The sequence below is a fragment of the Bacteroides mediterraneensis genome (genome assembly GCF_900128455.1).
In the GTDB taxonomy this organism is placed as follows: domain Bacteria; phylum Bacteroidota; class Bacteroidia; order Bacteroidales; family Bacteroidaceae; genus Phocaeicola; species Phocaeicola mediterraneensis.
Genome location: NZ_LT635783.1, coordinates 3,563,270 through 3,586,828, shown reverse-complemented (window position 1 = coordinate 3,586,828; position 23,559 = coordinate 3,563,270). Strand labels below are relative to the sequence as shown.

Genomic DNA, 23,559 nt, shown 5'->3' with positions numbered 1-23,559 from the left:
TGGTTTTGGGTTGGGAGAGGGAAAGAAATGTGAAAAATGGATTTGTGATTAAAAAGAAAGAGGTCATCTCAAATCGACTTTGAGATGACCTCTATAAAAATGATAATATGATTATCGGATCAGAATCCTAATCCGGCTACGTGGCTGAACAAGTCGTACACTCCGCTGCAAAGTCCCAGAATGATGACTCCAATGAGACAAATGAATAATCCTGTACGTGCCAGGGCCGGTGTACGGAAAGTAGCAATCGGCGTATCGTTGGGAGTGATGTACATGGCTTTCACAATCAGCAGGTAGTAGTAGAGGGAAATGATGGTGTTCACCAATGCCAGGAACACTACCAGCCAGTGGCCGCTGTGGAAGGCAGAGGCAAATACGAAGAATTTGGAGAAGAATCCGGCAAACGGCGGGATTCCGGCCAAAGAGAACAAGGCCAGCGTCATGAGGAAGGTCAGGCGCGGGTTGGTCTTGTAGAGTCCGTTGTATGCACTGCGGTCCACTTTACCTCCGGTATGTTGTTCAATGACACTGATTACACCGAATACAGCGAGGTTGGCGGCGATGTACACTACAAGGTAGTACACCAGTGAAGCCATTCCCTGTTCGTTCCCTCCAAGTACGGCCAGCATGATATAGCCGGCCTGTGAGATACTACTGTAGGCCATGAATCGTTTCAGGTCTTCCTGCAGGATAGCGAAGATATTGGCAATAGTAATGGTCAGCACGATGACGATGCTCAGCAGCAGGCTCCAGTTGGCTGCCATCTGTCCGAACACTTTCACCAAAATACTCATCAAAGCAAAGGCAGCTGCACCTTTGGAGATGACAGACAGGTAGGCCGACACATTGGTCGGGGCTCCTTGGTAAGTATCGGGGGTCCACATGTGGAACGGCACCAAGCTCAGCTTGAATCCCAGTCCGGCAAAGAAGAACACCATGGCCATGATTTGCAGTGGCGTGCCGGTCAGTGCGGCCGTCACGTCGGCAAAATAAGTGGTTCCGGTAGTACCGTACACCATAGAGATACCATACAGCATCAGGGCAGAAGAGAACATGGAGTTCAGGATAAACTTCGCTCCGGCTTCAGCGCTGTGATGACGGAATTTGTCGAAAGCCACCAGACAGGCCATCGGGATGCTGGCCAGTTCCAGTCCGACGTAGAACAGGATAAAGCTTCCGGCACTCACCATGAAATACATTCCCAGCAGCGTACTCAAGGTCAGCATGTAGAACTCACCGGTTTTGTGGCGAGTATCTTCGCGTGACAGCCATTCGCCCGACTGCAGGAATACGAGCAGGGTACCGGCGGTCAGGATGGTTTTTACGATAGATGCCATCGGCGTGGCATGATACATTCCTCCGAATGCTTCGCCGCTGGTCGGAACGATGTTCAAGGCCAGTTGAACGACCATGAGCACGCAAGCCATATACTGGAGCGGCTTATGGCTGGGCGTCTTCATAATCAGGTCGGCCAGCAGCATGAGGAGGATGATAGCGACCAGGCTTATTTCAGCCTGCATAGTAAATAATTCGCTCATATAATTTCTTTTTGTTTATTCGGGTTATCGGATAAGTTGGCTGATAATAGGTTCTACGCTTCCGCTGATGACGTTGCTCACCCAGTATGGAGCAAGTCCCAGTCCGGCTACGGCCACAATCAGGCAGATTACAGCCAGACGTTCGTCCCAGGTGGCATCGGTCAGTTTCAGGTGCTCCGGGTTATGGCAGGTACCATACAGGATTTTTCCGACTACGCGCAGGATATATACTGCTGTAATCACAATACTCATCGTAGCGATGACGGTGCAGGCGCGGTGGAACATATCATGGTTCTGGAAGGAACCTACGAAGACAGTCATTTCGGCAATGAATCCGCTCAGACCCGGAAGACCCAGGTTGGCCAGACCGGCAATGACATAGCCGACAGACAGGAACGGCATGATTTTCATCAGTCCGCTCAGCTGACGGATGTCACGGGTGTGCGTGCGTCCGTAAATCATACCGATGAGGGCGAAGAACAGGGCGGTCATCAATCCGTGGCTCAGCATCTGCAGGATGGCACCCGTCGCACTGACACGGGTCATCATCAGCAAGGCAAACAACACCAGTCCGCAGTGGCTTACGGAAGAGTAGGCGTTGATGTATTTCAAGTCGGTCTGTACTACGGCACTGAAGGCACCGTACACTACAGAGATGGTTGTCAGCACCAGGAAGAAGTCTCCCCAGATGGCAGCTCCGGTCGGCATCAGGTACATGGCGATACGGAAGCATCCGTAACCTCCCAGTTTCATCAGTACGCCGGCGTGCAGCATACTTACTGCGGTTGGGGCAGAAGCATGACCGTCGGGACTCCATGTATGGAAGGGGAAGAGGGCACCCAATACGCCGAATCCCAGAAAGACCATCGGGAAGAAGATGCGTTGCATTTCGGTCGGTATCTGGTGTTTCACGATTTCCAGAATGTTCATGGTTTCTGCGCCGGCTCCGTAGTATATGCCCAGGATACCAATTAACAGGAAGGCGGAACCACCCATCAGCATCAGGGTCAGTTTCATGGCGGCGTATTCCTTGCGGCCACTTCCCCATACGCCAATCAGCAGGTACATCGGAATCAAGGCTACTTCATAGAACATGAACATCGTGAACAAGTCGGTAGAGATGAAGAAACCGAATACACCGGTACTCAGCAGGGTGAACCACAAGAAGTATTCCTTGGTGAGCGGCTTTAGTTTCCAAGATGCGAATGTACCAGTAAATACGATGATGGAACTCAGCAGCAGCATGACGACTGAGATGCCGTCTACTCCCACCGAGTAGCAGATGTGAAGCGGGGCATACCACGTGATGCTGTCTGTGAAAAGCATCTCAGCCGTGGCTCCGGCATGGCGCTGTCCGATATAAGACACCGTGAGGTAGGCGGCAAGCACCAGCAGGATGGACGAGCCGGCCACCATCACTCCTCTGACCTGATTGACGTTGCGGGCAATCCACAGTCCCAGCAGCATCAGCAGAGGTATCAATACGAAAAGACTTAATATATTCATACGTTATAGATTCTTCTTTGTTAGTTCAGCAGCAAGATGATTGTCAGTACAATAATACCTGCCAGGAAATAATGAGTGTATGTCTGGATTTTACCGTTCTGTATCGGCTGTACGGTTTCTCCAGCGGCGTTGGTGCTCCATGCCATGAAGTTCATGAACTGGTCGATGACGTGGCGGTCGAACCATGCCAGCGGAGTGGATACGCAGCGGAAGATGATTTTTTTAGTGACGAACAACCAGATTTCATCCATATAGAAACGCTTGTAGGCTGCACGGTGCAGGGTACTGAATCGCTGTGCCAGCATCTCGGGTACAGGCTGTTTTTCGCGGGCATACATCCAAGTGGCCAAGGCAATGGCGATAACGGCAATGACGATGCTTGTGCCGGCTACTCCCCAGTCGAGGTGAATGTCGTAGGCGTGTCCGTTGGAAGATACGAAGTGGCCGAAAGGAATGAATCCGGCTACGATAGTAACCAGTGCCAGGAACATCAGTGGGAAGGTCATGGTCAGCGGACTTTCATGCGGTACATGGTGTGCATGCAGTTCCTTGTTTTCCTTGCCCCAGAAGATGCAGTAGTACAGACGGAACATGTAGAAAGCGGTCATTCCGGCGATAATCGTCATAATCCATCCGATGACCGGGCTGTACTGGAAGCAGGCCGTCAAAATCTCGTCCTTGGAGAAGAATCCGGAGAATGGAGGAATACCGGCGATGGCCAGACAGGCAATCAGGAAGGTGATGTGAGTAATCGGCATGTATTTGTGCAAGCCGCCCATGGTCTCCATTTCGTTGCTGTGAACGGCATGGATGATGCATCCGGCGCCCAGGAAAAGCAGGGCTTTGAACATGGCGTGAGTGAACAGGTGGAACATGCCGGCCATGTAACCCAGACCGCCTTCGTGCGGGTCGGCTGCAGTGCAGACACCCAGTGCCACCATCATGAAACCAATCTGTGAGATGGTAGAGAAGGCAAGTACACGTTTGATATCACTCTGTGCGCAGGCTACGCTGGCTGCGTAGAAGGCAGTGAAAGCACCTACCCAGGCCACGATGTGCAGGGTGTGAGGCGCATAACCGATGAACAGCGGGAACATGCGGGCTACCAGGTACACCCCGGCTACCACCATGGTGGCGGCATGAATCAAGGCAGATACCGGAGTTGGACCTTCCATGGCGTCCGGCAACCAGATATGCAACGGGAACATGGCACTCTTACCGGCACCACCCACGAACATCAGTCCCAGTGCAAGGGGAAGTACCATCCCGGCCTGCATCAGACGTTCCGTGCCCGGAGTGAAGGTAAAGGTCTGCATGTAATATCCGTAAATCAGGATACCGATTAGGAAGCCCAGGTCGGCAAAACGGGTTACGATAAACGCTTTCTTACTGGCAGCAATGGCTTCCGGTTTGGTGTAGTAGAAACCGATGAGCAGGTAAGAAGACACACCCACCAGCTCCCAGAACACATACATCTGGAAGATATTGGTTGCAACGACCAGTCCCAGCATGGAGAAAGTAAACAATGACAGGAAGGCGTAATACCGCTGGAAACCGACCTCTCCTTTCATGTAACCGAAAGAGTAGATGTGTACCATCAGGGAAACGGTGGAGATGACCACCAGCATCATGACGGAAATCGGGTCCAGCAGGATACCCATGTCAATATGAAGAGACGAAGTGAACGGCAGCCATTCAATGTTCCACGGAGTCAGCGTAGGGTAGAGGCCTTCCGCAGTACGTGGAGCCGTGAAATAGCTGAATGCCGTCAGATAGCTCAGTACGGCTACCACTCCCAGTGAAAGTGTGCCGATGGCGCCCGCTACACGATGAGGCATTTTCATGCCGGCCAGTGCCAGAAGCAGGAAGCTCAGCATTGGGAGGGCAAGTATCAGAATTGTATAATCCATAAGCAATTTAATAATGTATAAGAAAGTTATCCTTTCAAATCGGTTATATCATCGGTAAGCACCTGTTTCAGGTTGCGATACACATTAATAATGATGGCAATGGCCACGGCGGTTTCGGCTGCGGCGATGGCTATTCCGAACAGGCTGAAGAAATGCCCCTCCAGTTGTCCGGGGAAAAGATAACGGTTGAATACCGCGAAATTGATGTTGGTGGCATTGAGCATCAATTCTACTGAAATCAGCAGTGCCAGCAGGTTCTTGCGGGTGAAGAAACCATAGATGCCGCAGAAAAGCATGACGGTGCTGATGACGAGGTAGTGAACTACATGAATTTCTATTTCCATAATCTTACTGTATTATTTTTCTTTGCGTGCAATCAATATCGCACCAATCATACAAGCTAATAACAATACGCTGACGGCTTCAAACGGCAGGACGAACTGGTATTTGTCGGTACCAATCAAAGCGTGTCCAATCTGGTCGACCGGAAGTTCCACTCCCTGTGGAATCAGGTTCAGGGCAAATCCGTTGGTCATGACCAGGAAGAGTACCAGCACGGCTCCCACCACGGTGGTTATCAGTACGCTGATGAGTTTGGCACGGTTTTGCCGGTATTTCATATTTTTGTCCGACTGGGTCAGCAAAATAGAGAACACATACAATACCACGATACCTCCGGCATACACCATCAGCTGGACTGCACTCAGGAAGGTGTAACCCAGAATTCCGTAGATGGCTCCTGTGCCGAAAAGGACGAACAGCAGGTAAGTGGCTGCACGCAGCAGTCTTCCTGTAGTGACAGCCAGAATGGAGCTGACAATGATACAGGCACCTACGATATAAAATACGATTTCTTGAAGTGATATATTCATATCCGTTTCGTTTTATTTATTTCTTGTTCAGTGTCATTACGAGTTTCTCTTTCTGGAATACCGCATTCTCGAAGTCATTCGTGAACCGGATGGCATCGTGCGGGCAGGCATTGACGCACAGCATGCAGAACATGCATGATCCCAGGTTGTATTCGTATTTCACCAGTACTTTTTTCTTTTTGCCGTCTTCAGTTTCCCGCATTTCCGTGGTCAGGCGGATGGTTCCGTTCGGACAGTTCATCTGGCACAGGCCGCAGGCAATGCACCGGTTGTTTCCGTTCTCATCGACCGGCATTTCGAGCATGGCTCTGTGACGTTCCGGAATATGGAGAGTCGTGTGGCGGTTCTCCGGATACTGTTCGGTTACTTTCTTCTGGCAGAACACTTTCATGGAGGTACGCATACCTACCAGCAGGCTCTTTACTCCACCGACATATCCTTTTAAATATTCTTTCAATTCATTCATATCCAAAATTTTTTAATCAAAATGTCAGGCCGCACACTTTGCATACGGTCATCAGTAACAAAACCACCAGTGAAAGCGGCATCAGGTATTTCCATTCCAGTGTCAGCACCTGGTCGATACGCAGACGTGGGAAAGTCCAGCGAATCCACATCAGCAGGAAGACGATGAAGAAAGTCTTCCCGATAAACCAGACAAATCCGGGGATGTAGTCCATCACCATGTTCAGACCGTCAAGTCCGGCAATGTGCAAAGGCATCCATCCACCCAGGAACAGAGTGGTAGCGATACCGGCTGTGATAAACAAGTTCAGATATTCGGCCAGATAGAAGAATCCGAAGTGCATACCGGAATATTCCGTATGGTATCCGGCGGTCAGCTCCTGTTCTGCTTCGGCCAGGTCGAACGGGCCACGGTTGGCTTCTGCATTACCGGCAATCAGATAGATGATGAACGCCATGATGGCTGGGATATGTCCCTTGAAAATGTTCCATCCGTTGGCCTGTCCTTCTACGATGGTCTGGATGTCCATGGCTCCGCTCATAACCACCATGGTCAATACGCTGAGGCCGATGGAAAGTTCGTAACTGATAATCATGGCACCACTTCGTACGGCACCAATCAGCGTATATTTGCTGTTACTACTCCATCCGGCCAGCAGGATACCCAATACACCGATGGAAGAAGCCGCCAGCACGAAGAAGATACCGATGTTCATGTGCAGGATTTCTCCTCCTTTGTTCCATGGCAGGCAGGAGAAGGTGAGGATAGAGGCCAGAATGACCAGAAACGGAGCCAGGTTGTACAGGAAATGGTCGGAATTTTTCAGGCTGATGATTTCCTTGGTCAGGATTTTCAATACGTCGGCCGGAACCTGTAGCAATCCGCCTTTTCCTCCTACACGGTTCGGACCGATACGGCACTGGAAAGCCGCACAGACTTTACGCTCCATATAGATAAGGATGATGGCCAGTACGGCGTACATGACGAGGATGAACACGCCAACCACGAGGCCTTCAAGGGTAAGTGCCAGCCACTCGGGCATCACACTGCACAGAAAGGCATGAATCTGCATGAGCAGCGGGCTGAAATTATAATAATCTAAAAACATATTTCTTTTAATTTTTCAGTTTTACTGTGATGATTGTCCACTTGTTTGACCGGAATATCATCGGTCAATGTCAGGAATGACAAAGTCGAGTGTACCTCCAATGGCGATTAAGTCTGCGATCTTTGTTCCGCGGCAAACCGTATCCATGGCATGAACCAATGGAAGTCCCGTAGAGCGGTAGTGCAGGCGGTAAGGCACCTTGTCTCCATGGCTCTCGAGCACCACGTCGAACTCTCCACGGCTGGTCTCAACTGAGGAAGTGAACACGCCTCCCGGCAACTTGATGATAGGTTTGGTCTTTGCCCGGAATTCGCCTTCCGGAATGTTGTCAATCAGCTGTTCGATGATGTGACAAGATTCCATGATTTCGTCCATACGTACCATGTAACGGGCAAAGGAGTCTCCCTCTGTATAAGTGATTTCCTTGAAGTCTACCTTGTCATACAGGGCATAAGGATGATGTTTGCGTACGTCGTTGGCCCATCCGGAAGCACGTCCGGTACCTCCCGTACAACCCAGTGAGATGGCATCTTCCTTTGACAGAATTCCCACGCCTTTCAGACGGGTGTCGGCGATGACGTTGGAAGTGAAGATGTCGTGATAATCTTGAATGACACTGCGCAGGTGCTTGATGAATTCTTTCACTTTCTGCTGGAAAGTGGGATGAATGTCGGCCTGTACACCTCCAATCATGTTATAGTTCTGAATCAGACGTCCTCCAGTAGTTTCTTCAAAGATATCCAGAATCATTTCACGTTCACGGAAACCATAGAAGAACGGAGTCAGTCCACCCATATCCATCACCAGACAAGAATAGAACAGCAGGTGAGAATCGATACGTTGCAGTTCGTCCATGATGGTACGGATATACAAGGCACGTTCCGGGATTTCGATTCCCGCCGCCTTTTCGATACACATACACAAGGCGTGACGGTTCTGATGGGCACTCAGGTAATCCAGACGGTCGGTCAGGGCCAATGTCTGCGGATAAGTCAGGCTTTCGTTCATTTTCTCGATGCCTCGGTGGATGTAGCCCAGAATCGGGTCAATCTTGCGGATGTTTTCACCGTCGAGTGAGGTGCGCATACGCAATACACCATGCGTAGAAGGGTGCTGAGGACCGATGTTCACTACGAAGTCATCTTCTCCAAACACTACGTTTTTGCGTCCTTCGAGTGTACCGTCCGGGCGGAGGAAGTATTCGTCGGTGAGGTCGGCGTTCTCTTCGTTGTCCATCTGCAGCGGATTGGAGTTCATGTCATAATCCTTGCGCATCGGATAACCTTTCCAGTCTTCACGCAGGAAGATACGGCGCATATCCGGATGGTTCAGGAAGCAGATGCCGAAAAAGTCGTACACTTCACGCTCTTTGATGAGGGCTGTTTTCCACAAATCACTAACAGTCGGTAAAAATGCTTTTTCCCGGTCGGCTGCTACAGATTTGAGGATGATTTTGGCTCCTGTGCGAGTAGACTCCAAAAGATAGAGCGCTCCAAGCCCTTCTTCTCCCCAGTCCATTCCTACGATGTCACGCAAGAAATCCATGGGCTCCTCTTTGTCATCGTGCAGGGCTTTGGCTGTGGCATGCAGCTTGTCTGCCGGTATTTTGACCACCGTTTCACCAGCCTGGCTGATTTCCGCTTCAGGAGTAATGCGTTTTATTTTTTCAATTTCCATTTGCATTTTCTTTTTTACTTGGTTGATTCCTCTTTTTCTTTGCGGTTTACGCCTCCTAAGAAACGTTCCACTTTGATTTTACGCTGGAGTTGCATCATTCCGTAGAAGAAGGCTTCCGGTCGTGGAGGACATCCCGGAATATATACGTCTACCGGGATAATTTTGTCAATACCGTTTACAACGTGATAGGATTTGATGAACGGACCACCGGAAATAGTACATCCGCCTACTGCCACCACGTATTTCGGTTCGGCCATCTGGTCGTACAGACGTTTTAATACCGGAGCCATCTTGTAGGTGATGGTTCCCAGTACCATAATCATGTCTGCCTGACGAGGAGAGTTACGGGTTACTTCAAATCCGAAGCGGGCCATGTCATAGCGGGCTGCTCCCAAGGCCATGAACTCGATGGCGCAACAGCTGGTTCCGAAGGTAAGGCTCCACAAAGAATTGCTTCGCCCCCAGTTGATCAGTTCGTCTACTGTACCTAAGATGATACCTGCCCCGTCCATGTTCAGACGACGTACCATCTCTTCCAAATAATCGTTGTTCTTGAAGTCTTCGTACTTCATAGAACGGATGGAGGTTGCTTTTTTTACTTCCATTCAAGCGCTCCTTTCCGCCAGGCGTATGCCAGGCCTAAAATTAAGACAACCAAGAAGAATCCTACACTGACCAGTGCATATACTCCTACCTGACTTGCCACTACTGCCCACGGGAAAAGAAATACCGTTTCGATGTCGAACATCAGGAACAGGATAGCGAACAGGTAGTAACCAGCTCTGAACTGTACCCATGATTGTCCGCGAGTAGGGATACCACATTCGTACGGCTCTCCCTTCTGGGGGTTGAATGACCTTGGAGCAAGTAACTTTGCAATGGCCATTGCTGCAGCGACAAGAACGACGGCTGTCAGAATAACTACAATAATAAATGTAAAAAACATATATCTAAGAATTTTTGATGATACATAAATAGGTGTGGCTGTTTCTGATACGTCAAACCTCTGTTTGTCCAAGTGGTGTATCCGAAACAGTGAAGAATCTTAGATAGTATTAAATCAGGATTTTTTCGAGGGTATATAAATAGTAGATTCGATTTAAATGTGTATAAGGGTGTTTAGAATGCTTTTGATAGGAGGTATGCAAATAAAGAGGAGGCCTGTGTGTCAGATATTCTTTTGTCCAGCAAGCCGTAAGGAAAAATTTCCCGTCAAACTCCTTTTGTGCCTGTACGCACAGAAATTTATGAGGAATGTTTGCTTTCCCGTTGGAAATCAAATGCTCCACAGCTTTTGAAGTAGTATGGTCTGGATGCGAATGGATGCAGCTTTCTGTTTGTTCTTTTACTGCATTTTCTTCTTGCCGGAAGTCTGGATAGAAGGCATAAAGGTCACCTCCTATGAATAATGTCATAAGAGTGATTATTGATAGAAAAGCAAAAATCTTCCACTTATTCATTCCACAAACCTTAATACCTTCAAAAACGCTGCAAAGGTAGGTAATTATTTTGATACCATAATCTGTAATTGCATTAAATTTTCTTGTCAATCCGGTTGCCGGAGATTAGAATGGATATCCTATGGCAAAATGAATTCCCATCCCGTCTTTGAATCGAGGAATGTTGTAATATCCTTTTTTACCAGTTTCGTAAGGCACGTGAAGAGCGATTCCGAAGTCCAGACGCAGGATGAGGAAGGAGAGGTCGTAGCGTAGTCCGACTCCTGTTCCGAGTGCGATGCTGTCGAAGAATTTATCCAGACTGAATTCTGCTTCCGGACGGGCCTCGTCTTTCCGCATCAGCCATACATTGCCGGCATCCAGGAAAGTGGCACCGTTCAGGTTGCCTCCCATGAAATTCGACAGAATGCGGAAACGGTATTCCAGATTGGCCTCCAGTTTGATGTCACCGGTTTCGTCCACGTAGGAATAGCTGGCAGTGTTCGTGGGGTGGAATCTTCCGGGTCCAATGGAGCGGACCGTAAAAGCACGGATACTGTTGGCACCTCCCACATAGAACTGCTCACTGTAGGGTGCGATTGTCTTGTTTCCGTATGCCCAGATAACTCCTCCCATGAGGCGTGCGGCTACTTGCTGCTTTTCACTGATATGGTGAAGGAACCGGATTTCTGAAGAGTATTTCAGGAACTGTGCGAACGGGGTTCCCAACAGTTTCTTTTCTTTGGTGCTGAACTTTTGACCGAAGGCTGCATAAATCATGGAAGTTACGTTACCGGCCGAGGTCAACGAGTTTTCCCACCATATCTGGTTCTTTTTCTTCCGGAAACTGTTGTCGTAGGTAACGGTGTAAGTCAGCGAAGGAATAAACTGGTCATCCAAGCTATGAAACAGCATCGGGTTGGCATTCGCGATGGAGTCGAAACGGGCCGTACGGTTCTGTAAGGTATTGAAGGCCAGATGTAGCGGTGTGACCGTATGCTTGATACTGCGTTTGGGCTGGAAACTGTAGGACACGGTTCCTCCGAATGATAACATTTTGAAATAACGTGCGCGATTTAATTGCTCGGCATAAATCTTGAAGTTAGTTTCCGACGGAAAGCGGAACGGGTCTACCCGGTTTCGTATCCACGGGAGGATCAGTCGGGGAAAGTTCAATGACAGCGCCGCTCCTAATTCGTATGAATTCATTACGGAACTTTCACCGTCCACCGTAGAACTGGTCTGCCATTCGTAAGACCCTGACAGTTCCAGGTTCAATGAGGCACCCATCCTTTTAAAATTCTTCTTTGAAAGGTTGAACTTTGCTCCCGGCCCCGTCTGTTTCGTACTTTTGGTGGTGACATTCAGTTCCAGCTCGCTGTCATAAGGCAGGTCGAACATGGCATTGACCGTAATGTCCAGGGTGTCTTTTCCCGGACGGGGAGTATATTTAAAGTCATTGAACTTGAATACCCCCAGTCTTGACAAAGCCTGCTGTGTATAGTCTTGGCGTATTTGCGAATACGTTTCTCCGCTACGGTACAGGAAACGTCGGCGAAGCACTCCATACCGTATGCCTGGTCTTTTCCCGGCATAATTGATGGTGAAGTTATGAAAATTCAGGGAGTCCTCCGGCTGTTCCCCATTGTATCCGATTAAGTTGATTTTCGTATTCCCGATGTAGTAAGTACGCAATCCGTCTTCCGGAATATTCTGCTTCTGTACGATTTTTAAATTGACATATCCCGGGCGAATCAGTGTGTCGGCCAAGAATGTAATAAAGTCGGAACGATAATAGTAATACCCGTTGTTACGGAACAATTCCACCAGCCGGTTTCTTTCTTCGTCCAGTTTGCTGACGGAAAACTCATCCTCCCTTTTAAGCAAGCGCTCTTCATAGGATTTTTGAATCAACGTATCTGCTTTACCAAAGAATCCCACGTAGCTTATTGAATCCAGTTTGTAACGTTGTCCCGTATAAATGGTATACAGTAGTTTTGCCTTCTTGGGATTTTTGGCCGTATCTACTTTTACCGTTACGTTTCCTTGGAAGAAACCGTTTTCACGCAGCAAGTTGCTGGCTACTTTGGTACGGGTTTCCGGATTGACCGTCGACACATAGATAGGGTCGGCTGCCAGTTTCTTGAAAATCCATTTTCCGATGCCTTTCTCGTAACGTTCGAAACGGTTATATACCCACAATCCAAGTGGAAAAGGGATACGAAGATTGGGGCTGCCGAAAAAGGAATTGTTCGGTGCCACGTTCAAAGCTCCCTGTACTTCTTCCAGAGTGGCTTCCCCCTCATCCTCCGGGTTGTATCCTACAATCTGAGGAGAAGGCGTACCGATGTAAAGCAGCTCATCCTCCGGGAGATGCTTGGTGGTAGAACATGCGGCCATTATCACTAGCAGCAGAAGTCCTGTCAGGAAACGGCTATTTATCTTTATTTTCATCTTCATTCTCATCTTCCTCTTTTTTTACAGCTTCAACGGGTGCTTTTTCTTTTTTCCTGAAAATAAACAATTCACCTACTTTGCTTACTTTCTTACGCAATACGATACCTACGCCTGTTTCGGTTACTTCTCCGTCGAGGATACTTTCATAGTTCTTGTCGTGGAAAAGTTTTACATATCGTGTTCCGCTATTGTCCAGACGATACTCCAATGAAATATTGTCGATGAAAGACTCATCCTGTTGTACGTTATTTCCGGTGGAGACCTTTCCGCCAATGACAACCCGGATACGGTTGTTCCAGAACCGTTTGGCAAACTGGAAGTTATAATCCGTGCTCGTCTGTCCGGTTTCTTCGCCATTGTTGGTTTCGATGCCGAAGTTCACGTCGATGGTCTTGAGGGCGCTTCCGGCCACTTTCGAAATCTGGTCTTGCAGGAATGAGTTCATCACACTGCTTCCGCCTCCACCTCCTAATGTACTTCCTTCCGTCAGGTACATGCCGGTCACCAGCATGGTGACAGCCACCTTATTCTTGTCTTCGGCCGACATGGAAGCCAGTTCGTTCTGCATGGTACCATCTTCCGGCGCATCGATGATGAAGGTAAATCCCAAGTCCTCCAATGTGTTGGTAATATTTACGCCTACATCGAAATTGACCATACGTGAAGCCTGCCCTTCCTGTGTCACAGACGAACGTACCCTTTCCGTTGCCTTGATGTTCAGTTGCGGATTCATGGCATTTCCACTCCACTGTATATAGCTTCCGCTTTGTATGTGGAATGTCTTCAGCTGAATGATAGGCAGCTGGTACTTCATTTCTCCGCTCAGAAGAGAATATTTTCCGCTTAATATGATGCTTCCAGCGGGAGTATATTGGAAAGATAAGTCGCCCCCTCCTTCAAAATACATATAGTTGCTTCCTTTCTCATCCAAGTTGACCCGGCATTGCACAGCTTCATCAATGTGGAGAGTCATCAACATGTCGATACCTCCCAATGTCAGAGCCGGTAATATTCTCCGGTTGACAGAAGTCGTATCACTGAAGTTCATGAATGTTACCGTTTCTCCCAGCTTGTCTTCCACGGTAAGAGGAGAATCCTGTAATATATAGGTAAAGTCACTGTTGCCTAATATATTCATGTTGCCACGTATGGTCATGTTGTCCGGAGTACCTTTGAGTGTAGAGTGGAAGTCTACGTATAGTTTTCCGAATACGAGCGAACGTTTGGTTTGTTTGGCATTCAGCAGCTCAAAGTTGTTGGCATCCATTTTCAAATCCATTTTCATTTGACTGAGGTCTGCCATATCTACGCTTCCGTCAATGGTAAACGGTGTTTTCCCTTTGGTGAAAATCTTAAAGCGGTTGAATGTCAGTTTGCTATCTTTCACCTCCACAGGTCTGTCATCAAAACGGAGATTCAGGGAAGCTTGTGGAATGTAGATATTCACACTGTCCAGATTGATTTGTCCGTTCATCAAAGGGCTGGCGCTGTTACCCGAGACCTTCATGGTTCCGTCTATGTCTCCACTCAAGATAGCCATTTGGTCGGGTATGAAAGAATTGGCAATTTCCAGCGGGAAATGGTGTAGAGCCATTTCTGCATTGATATGGTCGTTGCCTTCTTCTTTTGCCGGGAAATAGGAACCGTCTATGCTCGCAATCTCCTGATTGTTTCGGGTAATGAAACCATTGATACTTTGTTCTCCACTTTGTTTGGGTAAGTAAACCGCACTTAATGTCCAGTCGCCCAATGCAATGCCGTTATAGGCCAGTTGGTCTACACTGTTTTCCAGCGAAATCATGTCTGTGCCGTCTGTTTGCACGTAATGTGCCTCGGCATTGATGACACCACTGATATCCGGCATGTAAGGAATGACCCGTTTGAATTCTCCAATATTGATCTGGTTTAATGTAAGGGTAAGGTCCTGTTGCGCCGTAGAATCAGGAGTAGAATAAAGACTGATGCCTGTACGCATTTCATCATGGATGGAAAGGTCGGCTAGAATACGCCCGTCGTCTCTCAGATAGATGTAGTTGTCAGGATTTACCGTAAATTTCCGATACACCAGTGTCGGGTCGAAGGGGTTGATATGCAGACTGATACCTTTTTTCTGCAATCCGGCTGTCATGCCGATATTGACCCCACATTCCTTTTTCCCATTCAGATATTCTATGGTTGCATTTATTTTATTTGTATCCACATCTCCGTGGAGAGTGATGTCGAAGGCCTCTTGGAAAGGCTTGTCGTTCGCAATGATACCACTGCTGAGTATGATTTTCTCGGTTTGCTGTGATGCATTGAAGAAAATCGTGTCCAGTGCCAGACTGTCGGTCCTTAATCCGTATAGATTCATGCTTGCGTTCAGACCGTTTTCTGGCGAGGTCTGCACGTTTACATTCATGCGGTCGAAATTGATTTTACGGATGGCCAGTGTGTTGGATACCGGATTGTCTTTGCCTGCAAAGATACGAAGTTGGGCATTAGGCAATAGTTCTCTCAGCAGGGCCGGGTCGATATGTCTGTTTTTCCATTGGGTATCAAATGCCTGTGTCAGCTTGTTGAACTGATAGCCCAGCTCGTCAATCCCTCCCTTGCTTCGGAACAGGAAGGTCAGGTCGCCTGCATTCACAAAACTATGAATGGAATCGCGTGCCGTGGTAAATCCCATGTGAAGGTCTTTTGTCTTGTAGGTCTGTTTCTCTGTGATTAACCGGATATCTTTGACAGACACTCGTATTCCATGGCTTTTCTTCATATTGGTGTTCAAATGAAGATCAATGTTGCTTGCAGTCTTAAAAGGCGTTTTGACTAGCCCCATTCCATATAAGTCTAAATCAGCAATCTGAATCAGTCCGTCGGCTTTGACGCGTGACGGATGCAATGAAGCGTCCAGTTGAGAGGAAATTTGCATGACATTGTCTTTGATGTTCAGTGTCATGTTCGCCTGTGAGTTTTTTAGTCCTGCGTGAAGCTGTACTCCGGAAAGTGTGTGTGAGGCATATTGCAGATGAGAAAGTGCGGCATCTGCCTTTAACCACGTACGAGGGGAGAAGAAGTCGAAACCTTTTCCTTTTACGTGTGCCTGGGCAGACAGTGCGAACAGAGAGTCCATCGGCATAAAATTATGCAGATTCAGTTGGTCTATATTCAAATCCGCCTGATAGGCTTCTGTCAAAAGGTTATACTTCCCGTCCAGTTCCACATAGCCTTCCTTGTGGTTCAATCGGGTTTCTGCCTGCAGGTCATTCCCTTTCATTTGCGCCTTACCTTGAAGTTGTGTCCCCGAAGGAATTAGCATACCTCCCGTCAGGCTTTCCAGAAAATTCATCCGGTAGAAATTCGTATTCAGGTTGATGACACCCTCTCTGGATATGCTGTCAAGTACATGTTTGATTGTACCGTTAGCTTCCATCCGGAAACAATCTGCAATTTTCATCTGACACGTTGCCAGCTTTAAATCCTGTAGGGTTCCGTTTATGTCCATTCGGATTTGCAATGGGGCAGACGGGAACGCTTGGATAAACTCCTTCGGCATGTCGGGAATAAGTTTGAACAAATCAGTTTTCCCGATTTCGGCCATTAACTGTCCTTCTAGTACTCCGTCTTGATTCTGTTCGGTCACAGACCAGTCGGCAGTGGCGTTGAAGGTTATGAAAGAATTGGGGGTTTTGATTTGCAGTCCTGGTACACGGATTGCTTTGTCGTCTGCCTGTAACTTACCTTCCGAAGAGGTGATTTCCAGTCCGGAACGCTCTTTTAATTCGAATTGATGCAGTAACGCACGGATATTGTTACCTTGATAATAGAGGGAGTCCAGTTGCAGGTTTACATCAGAAAGCACAATATGTGAAGGGTCCAAGCCTTTCTCCTGTGGAGCTGAATTCCCTGAATTATAGAATAGACGGCTGTTCAACAGTTTGAACTTATTGGCCGAATAAGCTTCTTTATGCAGATCGACCAGTCCGTCACGCAGAGAAGCGTTTTTTACTACAATTCCGAAATTCATCGTATCGAGTGGCATATCCATTTGGAAGCTGACATTGTGCAGGTCGATTTTTTCCAGTCTGAATTTCCAGAAGGTCGGTGCGCTTTGGGTGGTATCCTGAGCGGTGGTATCGGCCAGACACATTTTTAAATCCGCATTTTTCAATGTCAGCTCATTGAGAACGGCTGTTTCCGGCGTCAGATCCACACCATGCGATTTCAGAAAAAATTCCTCCAGACTTCCTTTCAGCGACATACCTTCAATCAGGTTGGACGTATTTACAGACGCATTTTTCAGTCCCACTCCATCCACTTCTATTTGTTTTTTCAGCAGGGGAAGCAGTTGGATTCTCACGGTCAGTTCTTCTACGTCCAGCAGAGTCTCTTTCTGGTTTTTTACGGTGGTTTCATGTACGACCAGGTTCAGCGGAAACGACAAAGAAATACGTTGTATATGAATTTGCATGCCTGTAGCCTCTGAAGCATACGCGGTGGCCTTGTCCACAATAAAGTTCTGGACAGGGGGTATATAAATCAATATGCATAGTAGGATGAAAAGAATGAATGGACTTGCCAGTACAATTCCTCCCCATTTTATATACTTTTTCATACGCTTTTGAGCACTTAGATATTGCGAATATACAAAAAAGAACCAAATAGTGATACATTTTGTTTATGAACTGTGGGTTGAAATCACATTATTTGTTTACCTTTGTGGAGTTACTAAATTTATATACAACTTTATGAAACCAACTTTATTTGTATTGGCTGCCGGTATGGGGAGTCGTTACGGTGGCTTGAAACAACTTGATGGACTGGGTCCTAATGGTGAAACAATCATGGATTATTCAATTTTTGACGCGATTCGTGGTGGTTTCGGGAAATTGGTCTTCGTAATCCGTCGTGATTTTGAAAAAGATTTCCGTGAAAAGATTGTAAGTAAATATGAAAATCATATTCCTGTAGAAGTCGTGTTCCAGGATTTGACAAACTTGCCGGAAGGTTTTACTTGTCCGGAGGGGCGTGTGAAGCCTTGGGGAACAAACCATGCTGTATTGATGGGAAAAGATGTGATTAAAGAACCGTTTGCGGTAATCAATGCAGATGACTTCTATGGTCGTGACAGTTTTGCCGTAATTGGCAAATACTTGTCAGAACTTCCTGAAGGGACAAAGAACGATTACTGTATGGTTGGTTTCCGTGTAGGAAATACATTGTCTGATAGCGGTTCTGTAGCCCGTGGCATCTGTTCTACCGACGAGAATGCCCATCTGACTACTGTGGTAGAACGTACGGAAATCATGCGTGTGAACGGAGTCGTTTCTTATAAAGATGAAAAAGGCGAATGGGTAGGTATTGAAGACAATACGCCTGTTTCAATGAACATGTGGGGATTCACTCCAGATTATTTCAAATATTCTGAAGACTATTTCGTAGAGTTCCTGAAAGCTAACATTGAAAACTTGAAATGTGAATACTTCATTCCGTTGATGGTGAATAAATTGATTAATGAGGGTACTGCTACTGTAAAAGTGCTGGATACTACTTCCAAGTGGTTCGGTGTGACATACGCTGCCGACCGTCAGAGCGTGGTGGACAAGATTCAGGCTTTGGTGGATGCAGGTGAGTATCCTTCTAAACTGTTCTGATAACAACGGATAATCATATAAACTGGAGCCGGAACTGCAGAGAACTGTGGTTCCGGCTTTTTTCTGCCTGTGATTTTGGAAAAAAGAAAGAGGCTGCCTTTCAGTGACAGCCTCTCCAAAGGTAAATTGCTACTTTGTAGATTTTTAAATATCTGCAACTGGTGAAGGAGTTGGTGCAACAGGGTTGTTTTCATCTTCTGTCAATGCCGGATTAGCCTGAATTTCAGTTTCAGGGATACGCCACAGCAGAATATTGTCACCAGCTGGGATGTTAAATACCATAGTTGAGTTTGGATAACCGGCACCACGGCGGTCAATACCCTTATTCAAGCGCATAAAGTCATACCATATAAGGCCTTCACCCCAAAACTCAATTCTTTTTTGGCGTAATATTTCGTCCTGAACATTTCCACCGTTAAACTGATATTCCGGGTCACGATATGTCTTTACAAAATTAACTAAAGTTGCTGTGCTTCCCGTGGTTATGGCTTCAGCTTCAGCCTTGATATAATACATTTCTTCAATTCTCATCAACGGCATATCATTGGCATTCGTATCTGCTCCCAGGTTTGCATCGCTGTAACCTCCGTAAGGAGCAAACTTGCAGCTTGTATATGGACGATATCCATAATCTACCAGGAATTGTTGATAGGCAGGAGTTAATCTGGTATTTTTACCTTCTCCATCACTCCACCAGCTCTTGCGTACATCTGTATCAGATATCGTGTTATATAATGATTTGCTTATTTGATGACCACCACTATACCAACAATATCCATAATTGAAGGTTCCGTTGTGTGAAATCCAGTTTACAATACCTGAAGATACCACATCGTCTGTTTCTGCAACAATGATTCCCCACATCCAGTTGTTTTCAGATTCAGAATCCCAAAATGCCGGTAAACCAGTCTCATCCAGTGACGACGGAGTTGCAGAAGAATTTTCTATTGCAGATGTAGCATCTGCTGCGGCTTCTGGATAATTCTGCATGACCAGATTCATACGAGCGCGCAATCCGTATGCTGTCGCTAAATCAATATAGCGTTTGTCTTTACGTGCATAATCAGATTTGCTCAGCAATTCAATGGCCGTATCCAAGTCTTGTTTAATCAATGTAAATACTTCAGATACAGTGGAACGTTCTGCTCCATTTAATGCAGCCTCATTTGAATTTTCATTCGTGATTAACGGCACACAAGGAGATGATTCATGTCCTTTATAATTGAATTGATACAATTGGGCCAATGTCAGATAAGCAAATCCTCTTCCAGCCAATCCTTGTGCCAAAAAGAACTGGCTCTGAGAATCTTCTGTTTCAGGGTCAATAGAAGAAATCACATTGTTGGTATTGAAGATAATTTGATATAAATCATTCCAAACCATTTGTGATTCATAGCTGGTATTGGTTCTGTCTGAATAATCCAAGCTGCTTGCAGCCCAGTTATAGCCATTGTTTTCCATTACGACATCCTGACCGTTGGCATCTGTAGCCATCATGATGCTTGGATAACCGATGTCATTGTGTCTCAAACCGCCAAAAGCTGTATAGTTAGGCCCGTATTGCGTAAATTGGGCAAAGATAGCTGTTACACCCGCTTCTGCACGTTCTGGTTTGTTTTCTGCAATCTCTTCCTTCTGCTGAGAAGTTACAGTTGAGCCATCTGGAAGCGTATCCAAATCTTCACAGCTGCTTAAGGCTATAGAGGAAATTGCAGCTAATGTCAAAAAATATTTTGTCTTCATTTTATAGTTTGCTTAGATTAAATAATTAGAAACTTAAACTAACACCACCTGAGATGGTACGGATTGCTGTATAAGTAGCTGTTGAAGCTGATGTAAAGCTCTGACGAGGGTCAAGACCTTTACGAGCTGACCACAAGGCAAGGTTGTCTGCTGTGAAATAAACACGCAATTTGCTTAAGCCAATCTTTGAAATCAGGTTAGTCGGTAATGTATAACCAATAGTGATATTGTTTAATGACAAATAGTCAGAACTAGTTAACCAACGGGTAGAATTGCTGTTTGCATATTTGTCAGAAGCACTCAGACGAGGTACATCTGTATTCGTATTTTCAGGTGTCCATGCGTTACGGATATCTGTGTGGAAGTTACGTCCGGCATCTGATTCATAGCCATTGTGCATCAACATCTGATAACCATAATCAAGGATTGTACCACCTAACTGATAAGACAGCTGTATAGAAGCGTCGAAGCCAAAGGCGTTGATTGAAGTACCGAAACCACCATAGACAGTCGGCAGCAAGTCGCCGGTTGCAACTTTATATTGGTTTGCGATATTTAAATCTTCCGTTTTAATTCTATTGCCGTTTTCGTCTTCAGCCCAATATTGAGCAACACCATTTTCTGGATTGACACCTGCCCATTCTGGCAAATACAATCTATACATTGATTCACCTTCTTCATAAATACGGGTACCATCAATCAACTGACCTTTCAAGTCCGGGTGCAGCTTATTGATTTTGTTGTTCAGGAAGGTAGCATTGAAGTTGGCGCTCCAATCCACGTTCTTGTTTTGTAAAATCACTCCATTCAAATCAATTTCTACACCAGAGTTAGTCATTGAACCTACGTTCATAGGAATTTGGCTATATCCAAGACTACCTGCAACTGGTTTGTAGTAAAGCATATCTGTGGATTTACGTCCGAAGTATTCAACTGTACCATTCAATCTGCTGTTGAACAAGGCAAAATCCACACCCACATTGTATGAAGTAGAGGTTTCCCATGTCAAGTCCGGATTTCCTTTATATGAAAGTGTACCATCAGAGAAAATGCTGTTGGAGCCACTTATTGAATACTGGTCAAGCCATGCGTAGTAGTTACCAATTGCATCGTTTCCTTGCTGTCCGAAAGATGCTTTCAGCTTCAACATGTTAATCCAATCGTAATCTTGCATAAAGTTTTCTTTTGAGATAACCCAAGCAGCACTAGCAGACCAGAAGTCACCCCAACGTTTGTCTGGAGCAAAACGTGAAGAAGCATCACGACGGTAAGAAACATTTCCAATGTATTTATCGTCATAAGAATAGTTTACACGGGCAAAATAACCTTTCGTCGTATATTGATCAGCATAACCACTACCATTTTTCTGGTTGATAGCGTTTCCTACAAAGAAACTTTCAGGGTTATACAGGCATGAGCCGGAAGCACTTACTTCTTCATAATTGTATGTGTAGCCATCATAACCGGCAGTGATATCGAAATGGTTGATGTCGGCTAAAGAGAATTGGTAATTTGCCACATATTGCTGGTCAAAACCTGTTGTACGCATTTGTACCTGATAAGCAGCACCGCCCATTGAAGCAAACTGTCCCATATAAGCGTTCTGCAAGCTGTGGTAACGGGTGTTGTCAATATTCAAACCATAGCGTGCTGTGATGGTCAAACCTTTTATCGGTGAGATTTCAGCATACCATGAAGAGTTCAGGATATCCATTAAATATTCTGTCTTGTCATAAGCCAGCTGGCCGGCCGGGTTAGATATAGACATGAATGTACGTGAGAAATTGGTAGACTGTCCATCACCGTAATCATATACTTTACGCCCTTGGTTGGTCATGATATTTCCATTTGCATCACGAACATACATTGGGTAGATAGGAGCAATCCAGTTAGCCATCATAAATGCGTTACCACTAGAGTTTGAGGTTGTCTGGTCGCCCGGATAATAGCTTTTTGAGTAGTTGTAATTTACATTTGCACCTACCTTTAACCATTTATTAACCTGATAGTCATCTCTGACACGTCCTGAATAACGCTTGAAACCTGAACCAGAAATAAGACCACCATCATTCAAGTATGACAAAGAAGCATAGAAGTTATTGCGGTCTGTACTACCGGAAATTGACAGGTTGTATTCTTCACGCAATGTCGGCTTGAACATTTCGTCTGACCAGTTATCCGGTGTATAATAATATGTACCGTCACTATAGCCGAGTTTTGCATTTGGATTCAATTTACCGTCTGTACCAATCAATGATTCTCCTTCAGGTAAAGTATAGATTTGATAACCGTTACCACCTTCTGTGCCTGTCATGATTTTGCTGTTAGCGTAGGCATGTGCTGCTGCGGCATCGTAACCTAAGCTATATAATCCAGTATTATAGATGGCGCGATATTCTGTTTCCAAGTATTCGGCAGTGCTAGTTAATACATCGTAGTTTTTGATAGCACGAGAGTTTGAACCCCATTTTGCGTCAAAATTAACGACCGCCTTACCTTGTTTACCTTTTTTGGTTGTAATCATAATGATACCGTTAGCACCACGTGCACCATACAATGCGGTAGAAGCGGCATCCTTCAATACTGTGAGTGATTCAATATCAGATGTGTTGAGAGAGGAAAGGTCACCATCAAATGGTACGCCATCCACTACATACAACGGATCTTGTCCCGCATTGATAGAACCCACACCACGTACACGAATCGTGGCCGAAGTACCAGGCTGTCCATTTGAGCTCTGGACTTGTACACCAGCTACAGCACCAGCTAAGGCATTGGTTACATTCGAAACCTGACGTTGTTCAATCTTATCCGCATTCATAACTGCGGCAGAACCTGTAAATGTTCCTTTTTTAGCGGTTCCGTAAGCGGTTACCACAACTTCATCAAGCACCTCGGCATCAGACTTTAACACCACTTTTACGACAGAAGCAACCTTCACTTCCTGAGTCTGCATTCCGATGAAGGAAATGACCAAAGTTCCCGCCGAACTTGGCACGTTAGTCAACGTAAAATTACCATCAATGTCGGTAACAGTACCTACAGTGGTACCTTTTACCAATACTGATGCGCCCACTACAGGTAAACCATCTTCTTCAGAAGTAACATTACCAGTTACCTTCGAGATTTGAGCGTTTACCAGACCGATACCTATCATCAGGCAGGTCATTAACAGCATCAATTTTCTTTTCATAAAAATCTCTCTTAAAG

The 23,559-nt window shown here is 46.2% G+C and carries 16 protein-coding genes; 1 reads left to right on the top strand and 15 read right to left on the bottom strand.

The genetic code is table 11. The features are described 5' to 3' along the window. Positions 1-119: 119 nt before the first annotated feature. The 13 genes from BQ7480_RS15340 to BQ7480_RS15280 form a co-directional block, all read right to left on the bottom strand. Positions 120-1,538 (bottom strand): NADH-quinone oxidoreductase subunit N, encoded by a 1,419-nt coding sequence (locus BQ7480_RS15340; protein WP_072543529.1) that lies wholly within the window; start codon positions 1,536-1,538, stop codon positions 120-122. Between the two features lie 24 nt (positions 1,539-1,562). After that, positions 1,563-3,044, bottom strand: coding sequence for a complex I subunit 4 family protein (locus tag BQ7480_RS15335; RefSeq protein WP_022355004.1), 1,482 nt, complete (start codon positions 3,042-3,044; stop codon positions 1,563-1,565). Between the two features lie 20 nt (positions 3,045-3,064). Continuing rightward, complete coding sequence (gene nuoL, locus BQ7480_RS15330) at positions 3,065-4,954, bottom strand: NADH-quinone oxidoreductase subunit L (RefSeq protein WP_072543528.1); 1,890 nt, start codon at positions 4,952-4,954, stop codon at positions 3,065-3,067. A gap of 26 nt (positions 4,955-4,980) precedes the next feature. After that, positions 4,981-5,298: an NADH-quinone oxidoreductase subunit NuoK gene (gene nuoK, locus BQ7480_RS15325; protein ID WP_007557857.1), complete on the bottom strand. Its 318-nt coding sequence runs from the start codon at positions 5,296-5,298 to the stop codon at positions 4,981-4,983. A gap of 12 nt (positions 5,299-5,310) precedes the next feature. After that, entirely contained in the window at positions 5,311-5,826 is a 516-nt protein-coding gene (locus BQ7480_RS15320; protein ID WP_072543527.1) for an NADH-quinone oxidoreductase subunit J family protein, read from the bottom strand. A 16-nt stretch (positions 5,827-5,842) separates the two neighbouring features. Next, on the bottom strand, positions 5,843-6,292 hold the full coding sequence (locus BQ7480_RS15315) for a NuoI/complex I 23 kDa subunit family protein (RefSeq protein ID WP_072543526.1): 450 nt from the start codon (positions 6,290-6,292) through the stop codon (positions 5,843-5,845). Positions 6,293-6,308: 16 nt separating this feature from the next. Continuing rightward, the gene (gene nuoH, locus BQ7480_RS15310) at positions 6,309-7,400 is read right to left on the bottom strand and encodes an NADH-quinone oxidoreductase subunit NuoH (RefSeq protein ID WP_072543525.1); all 1,092 of its coding nucleotides are present in this window, start codon (positions 7,398-7,400) and stop codon (positions 6,309-6,311) included. Positions 7,401-7,457: 57 nt separating this feature from the next. Beyond that, positions 7,458-9,077 (bottom strand): NADH-quinone oxidoreductase subunit D-related protein, encoded by a 1,620-nt coding sequence (locus tag BQ7480_RS15305; protein ID WP_072543524.1) that lies wholly within the window; start codon positions 9,075-9,077, stop codon positions 7,458-7,460. Positions 9,078-9,091: 14 nt separating this feature from the next. Then, positions 9,092-9,682: an NADH-quinone oxidoreductase subunit B gene (locus tag BQ7480_RS15300; protein ID WP_072543523.1), complete on the bottom strand. Its 591-nt coding sequence runs from the start codon at positions 9,680-9,682 to the stop codon at positions 9,092-9,094. Then, positions 9,673-10,023 (bottom strand): NADH-quinone oxidoreductase subunit A, encoded by a 351-nt coding sequence (locus tag BQ7480_RS15295; protein WP_072543522.1) that lies wholly within the window; start codon positions 10,021-10,023, stop codon positions 9,673-9,675. The genes BQ7480_RS15300 and BQ7480_RS15295 overlap by 10 nt, the downstream gene beginning before the upstream one ends. Before the next feature lie 109 nt (positions 10,024-10,132). After that, on the bottom strand, positions 10,133-10,537 hold the full coding sequence (locus BQ7480_RS15290; RefSeq protein WP_139255797.1) for a hypothetical protein: 405 nt from the start codon (positions 10,535-10,537) through the stop codon (positions 10,133-10,135). A gap of 105 nt (positions 10,538-10,642) precedes the next feature. Beyond that, on the bottom strand, positions 10,643-12,976 hold the full coding sequence (tamL, locus tag BQ7480_RS15285) for a translocation and assembly module lipoprotein TamL (protein WP_072543520.1): 2,334 nt from the start codon (positions 12,974-12,976) through the stop codon (positions 10,643-10,645). Then, on the bottom strand, positions 12,951-17,567 hold the full coding sequence (locus BQ7480_RS15280) for a translocation/assembly module TamB domain-containing protein (protein WP_072543519.1): 4,617 nt from the start codon (positions 17,565-17,567) through the stop codon (positions 12,951-12,953). The genes tamL and BQ7480_RS15280 overlap by 26 nt, the downstream gene beginning before the upstream one ends. A 133-nt stretch (positions 17,568-17,700) precedes the next feature. Here BQ7480_RS15280 and BQ7480_RS15275 point away from each other — a divergent pair, with 133 nt between their 5' ends. After that, the gene (locus BQ7480_RS15275; RefSeq protein WP_072543518.1) at positions 17,701-18,606 is read left to right on the top strand and encodes a glycosyltransferase family protein; all 906 of its coding nucleotides are present in this window, start codon (positions 17,701-17,703) and stop codon (positions 18,604-18,606) included. A gap of 144 nt (positions 18,607-18,750) precedes the next feature. Here BQ7480_RS15275 and BQ7480_RS15270 read toward each other — a convergent pair whose 3' ends face one another. Both BQ7480_RS15270 and BQ7480_RS15265 read right to left on the bottom strand, forming a co-directional pair. Further along, entirely contained in the window at positions 18,751-20,349 is a 1,599-nt protein-coding gene (locus tag BQ7480_RS15270) for a RagB/SusD family nutrient uptake outer membrane protein (protein ID WP_072543517.1), read from the bottom strand. Positions 20,350-20,374: 25 nt separating this feature from the next. Continuing rightward, positions 20,375-23,542, bottom strand: a complete 3,168-nt coding sequence (locus tag BQ7480_RS15265) for a SusC/RagA family TonB-linked outer membrane protein (protein WP_083581846.1) — start codon at positions 23,540-23,542, stop codon at positions 20,375-20,377. Positions 23,543-23,559 lie beyond the last annotated feature (17 nt).

What these genes read in the sequence shown, in the direction of transcription:
- BQ7480_RS15340 (WP_072543529.1), bottom strand. Translation starts at nt 1,538, where the DNA reads ATGAGCGAATTATTTACTATGCAGGCTGAAATAAGCCTGGTCGCTATC.
- BQ7480_RS15335 (WP_022355004.1), bottom strand. Translation starts at nt 3,044, where the DNA reads ATGAATATATTAAGTCTTTTCGTATTGATACCTCTGCTGATGCTGCTG.
- nuoL (WP_072543528.1), bottom strand. Translation starts at nt 4,954, where the DNA reads ATGGATTATACAATTCTGATACTTGCCCTCCCAATGCTGAGCTTCCTG.
- nuoK (WP_007557857.1), bottom strand. Translation starts at nt 5,298, where the DNA reads ATGGAAATAGAAATTCATGTAGTTCACTACCTCGTCATCAGCACCGTC.
- BQ7480_RS15320 (WP_072543527.1), bottom strand. Translation starts at nt 5,826, where the DNA reads ATGAATATATCACTTCAAGAAATCGTATTTTATATCGTAGGTGCCTGT.
- BQ7480_RS15315 (WP_072543526.1), bottom strand. Translation starts at nt 6,292, where the DNA reads ATGAATGAATTGAAAGAATATTTAAAAGGATATGTCGGTGGAGTAAAG.
- nuoH (WP_072543525.1), bottom strand. Translation starts at nt 7,400, where the DNA reads ATGTTTTTAGATTATTATAATTTCAGCCCGCTGCTCATGCAGATTCAT.
- BQ7480_RS15305 (WP_072543524.1), bottom strand. Translation starts at nt 9,077, where the DNA reads ATGGAAATTGAAAAAATAAAACGCATTACTCCTGAAGCGGAAATCAGC.
- BQ7480_RS15300 (WP_072543523.1), bottom strand. Translation starts at nt 9,682, where the DNA reads ATGGAAGTAAAAAAAGCAACCTCCATCCGTTCTATGAAGTACGAAGAC.
- BQ7480_RS15295 (WP_072543522.1), bottom strand. Translation starts at nt 10,023, where the DNA reads ATGTTTTTTACATTTATTATTGTAGTTATTCTGACAGCCGTCGTTCTT.
- BQ7480_RS15290 (WP_139255797.1), bottom strand. Translation starts at nt 10,537, where the DNA reads ATGAATAAGTGGAAGATTTTTGCTTTTCTATCAATAATCACTCTTATG.
- tamL (WP_072543520.1), bottom strand. Translation starts at nt 12,976, where the DNA reads ATGAAGATGAAAATAAAGATAAATAGCCGTTTCCTGACAGGACTTCTG.
- BQ7480_RS15280 (WP_072543519.1), bottom strand. Translation starts at nt 17,567, where the DNA reads ATGAAAAAGTATATAAAATGGGGAGGAATTGTACTGGCAAGTCCATTC.
- BQ7480_RS15275 (WP_072543518.1), top strand. Translation starts at nt 17,701, where the DNA reads ATGAAACCAACTTTATTTGTATTGGCTGCCGGTATGGGGAGTCGTTAC.
- BQ7480_RS15270 (WP_072543517.1), bottom strand. Translation starts at nt 20,349, where the DNA reads ATGAAGACAAAATATTTTTTGACATTAGCTGCAATTTCCTCTATAGCC.
- BQ7480_RS15265 (WP_083581846.1), bottom strand. Translation starts at nt 23,542, where the DNA reads ATGAAAAGAAAATTGATGCTGTTAATGACCTGCCTGATGATAGGTATC.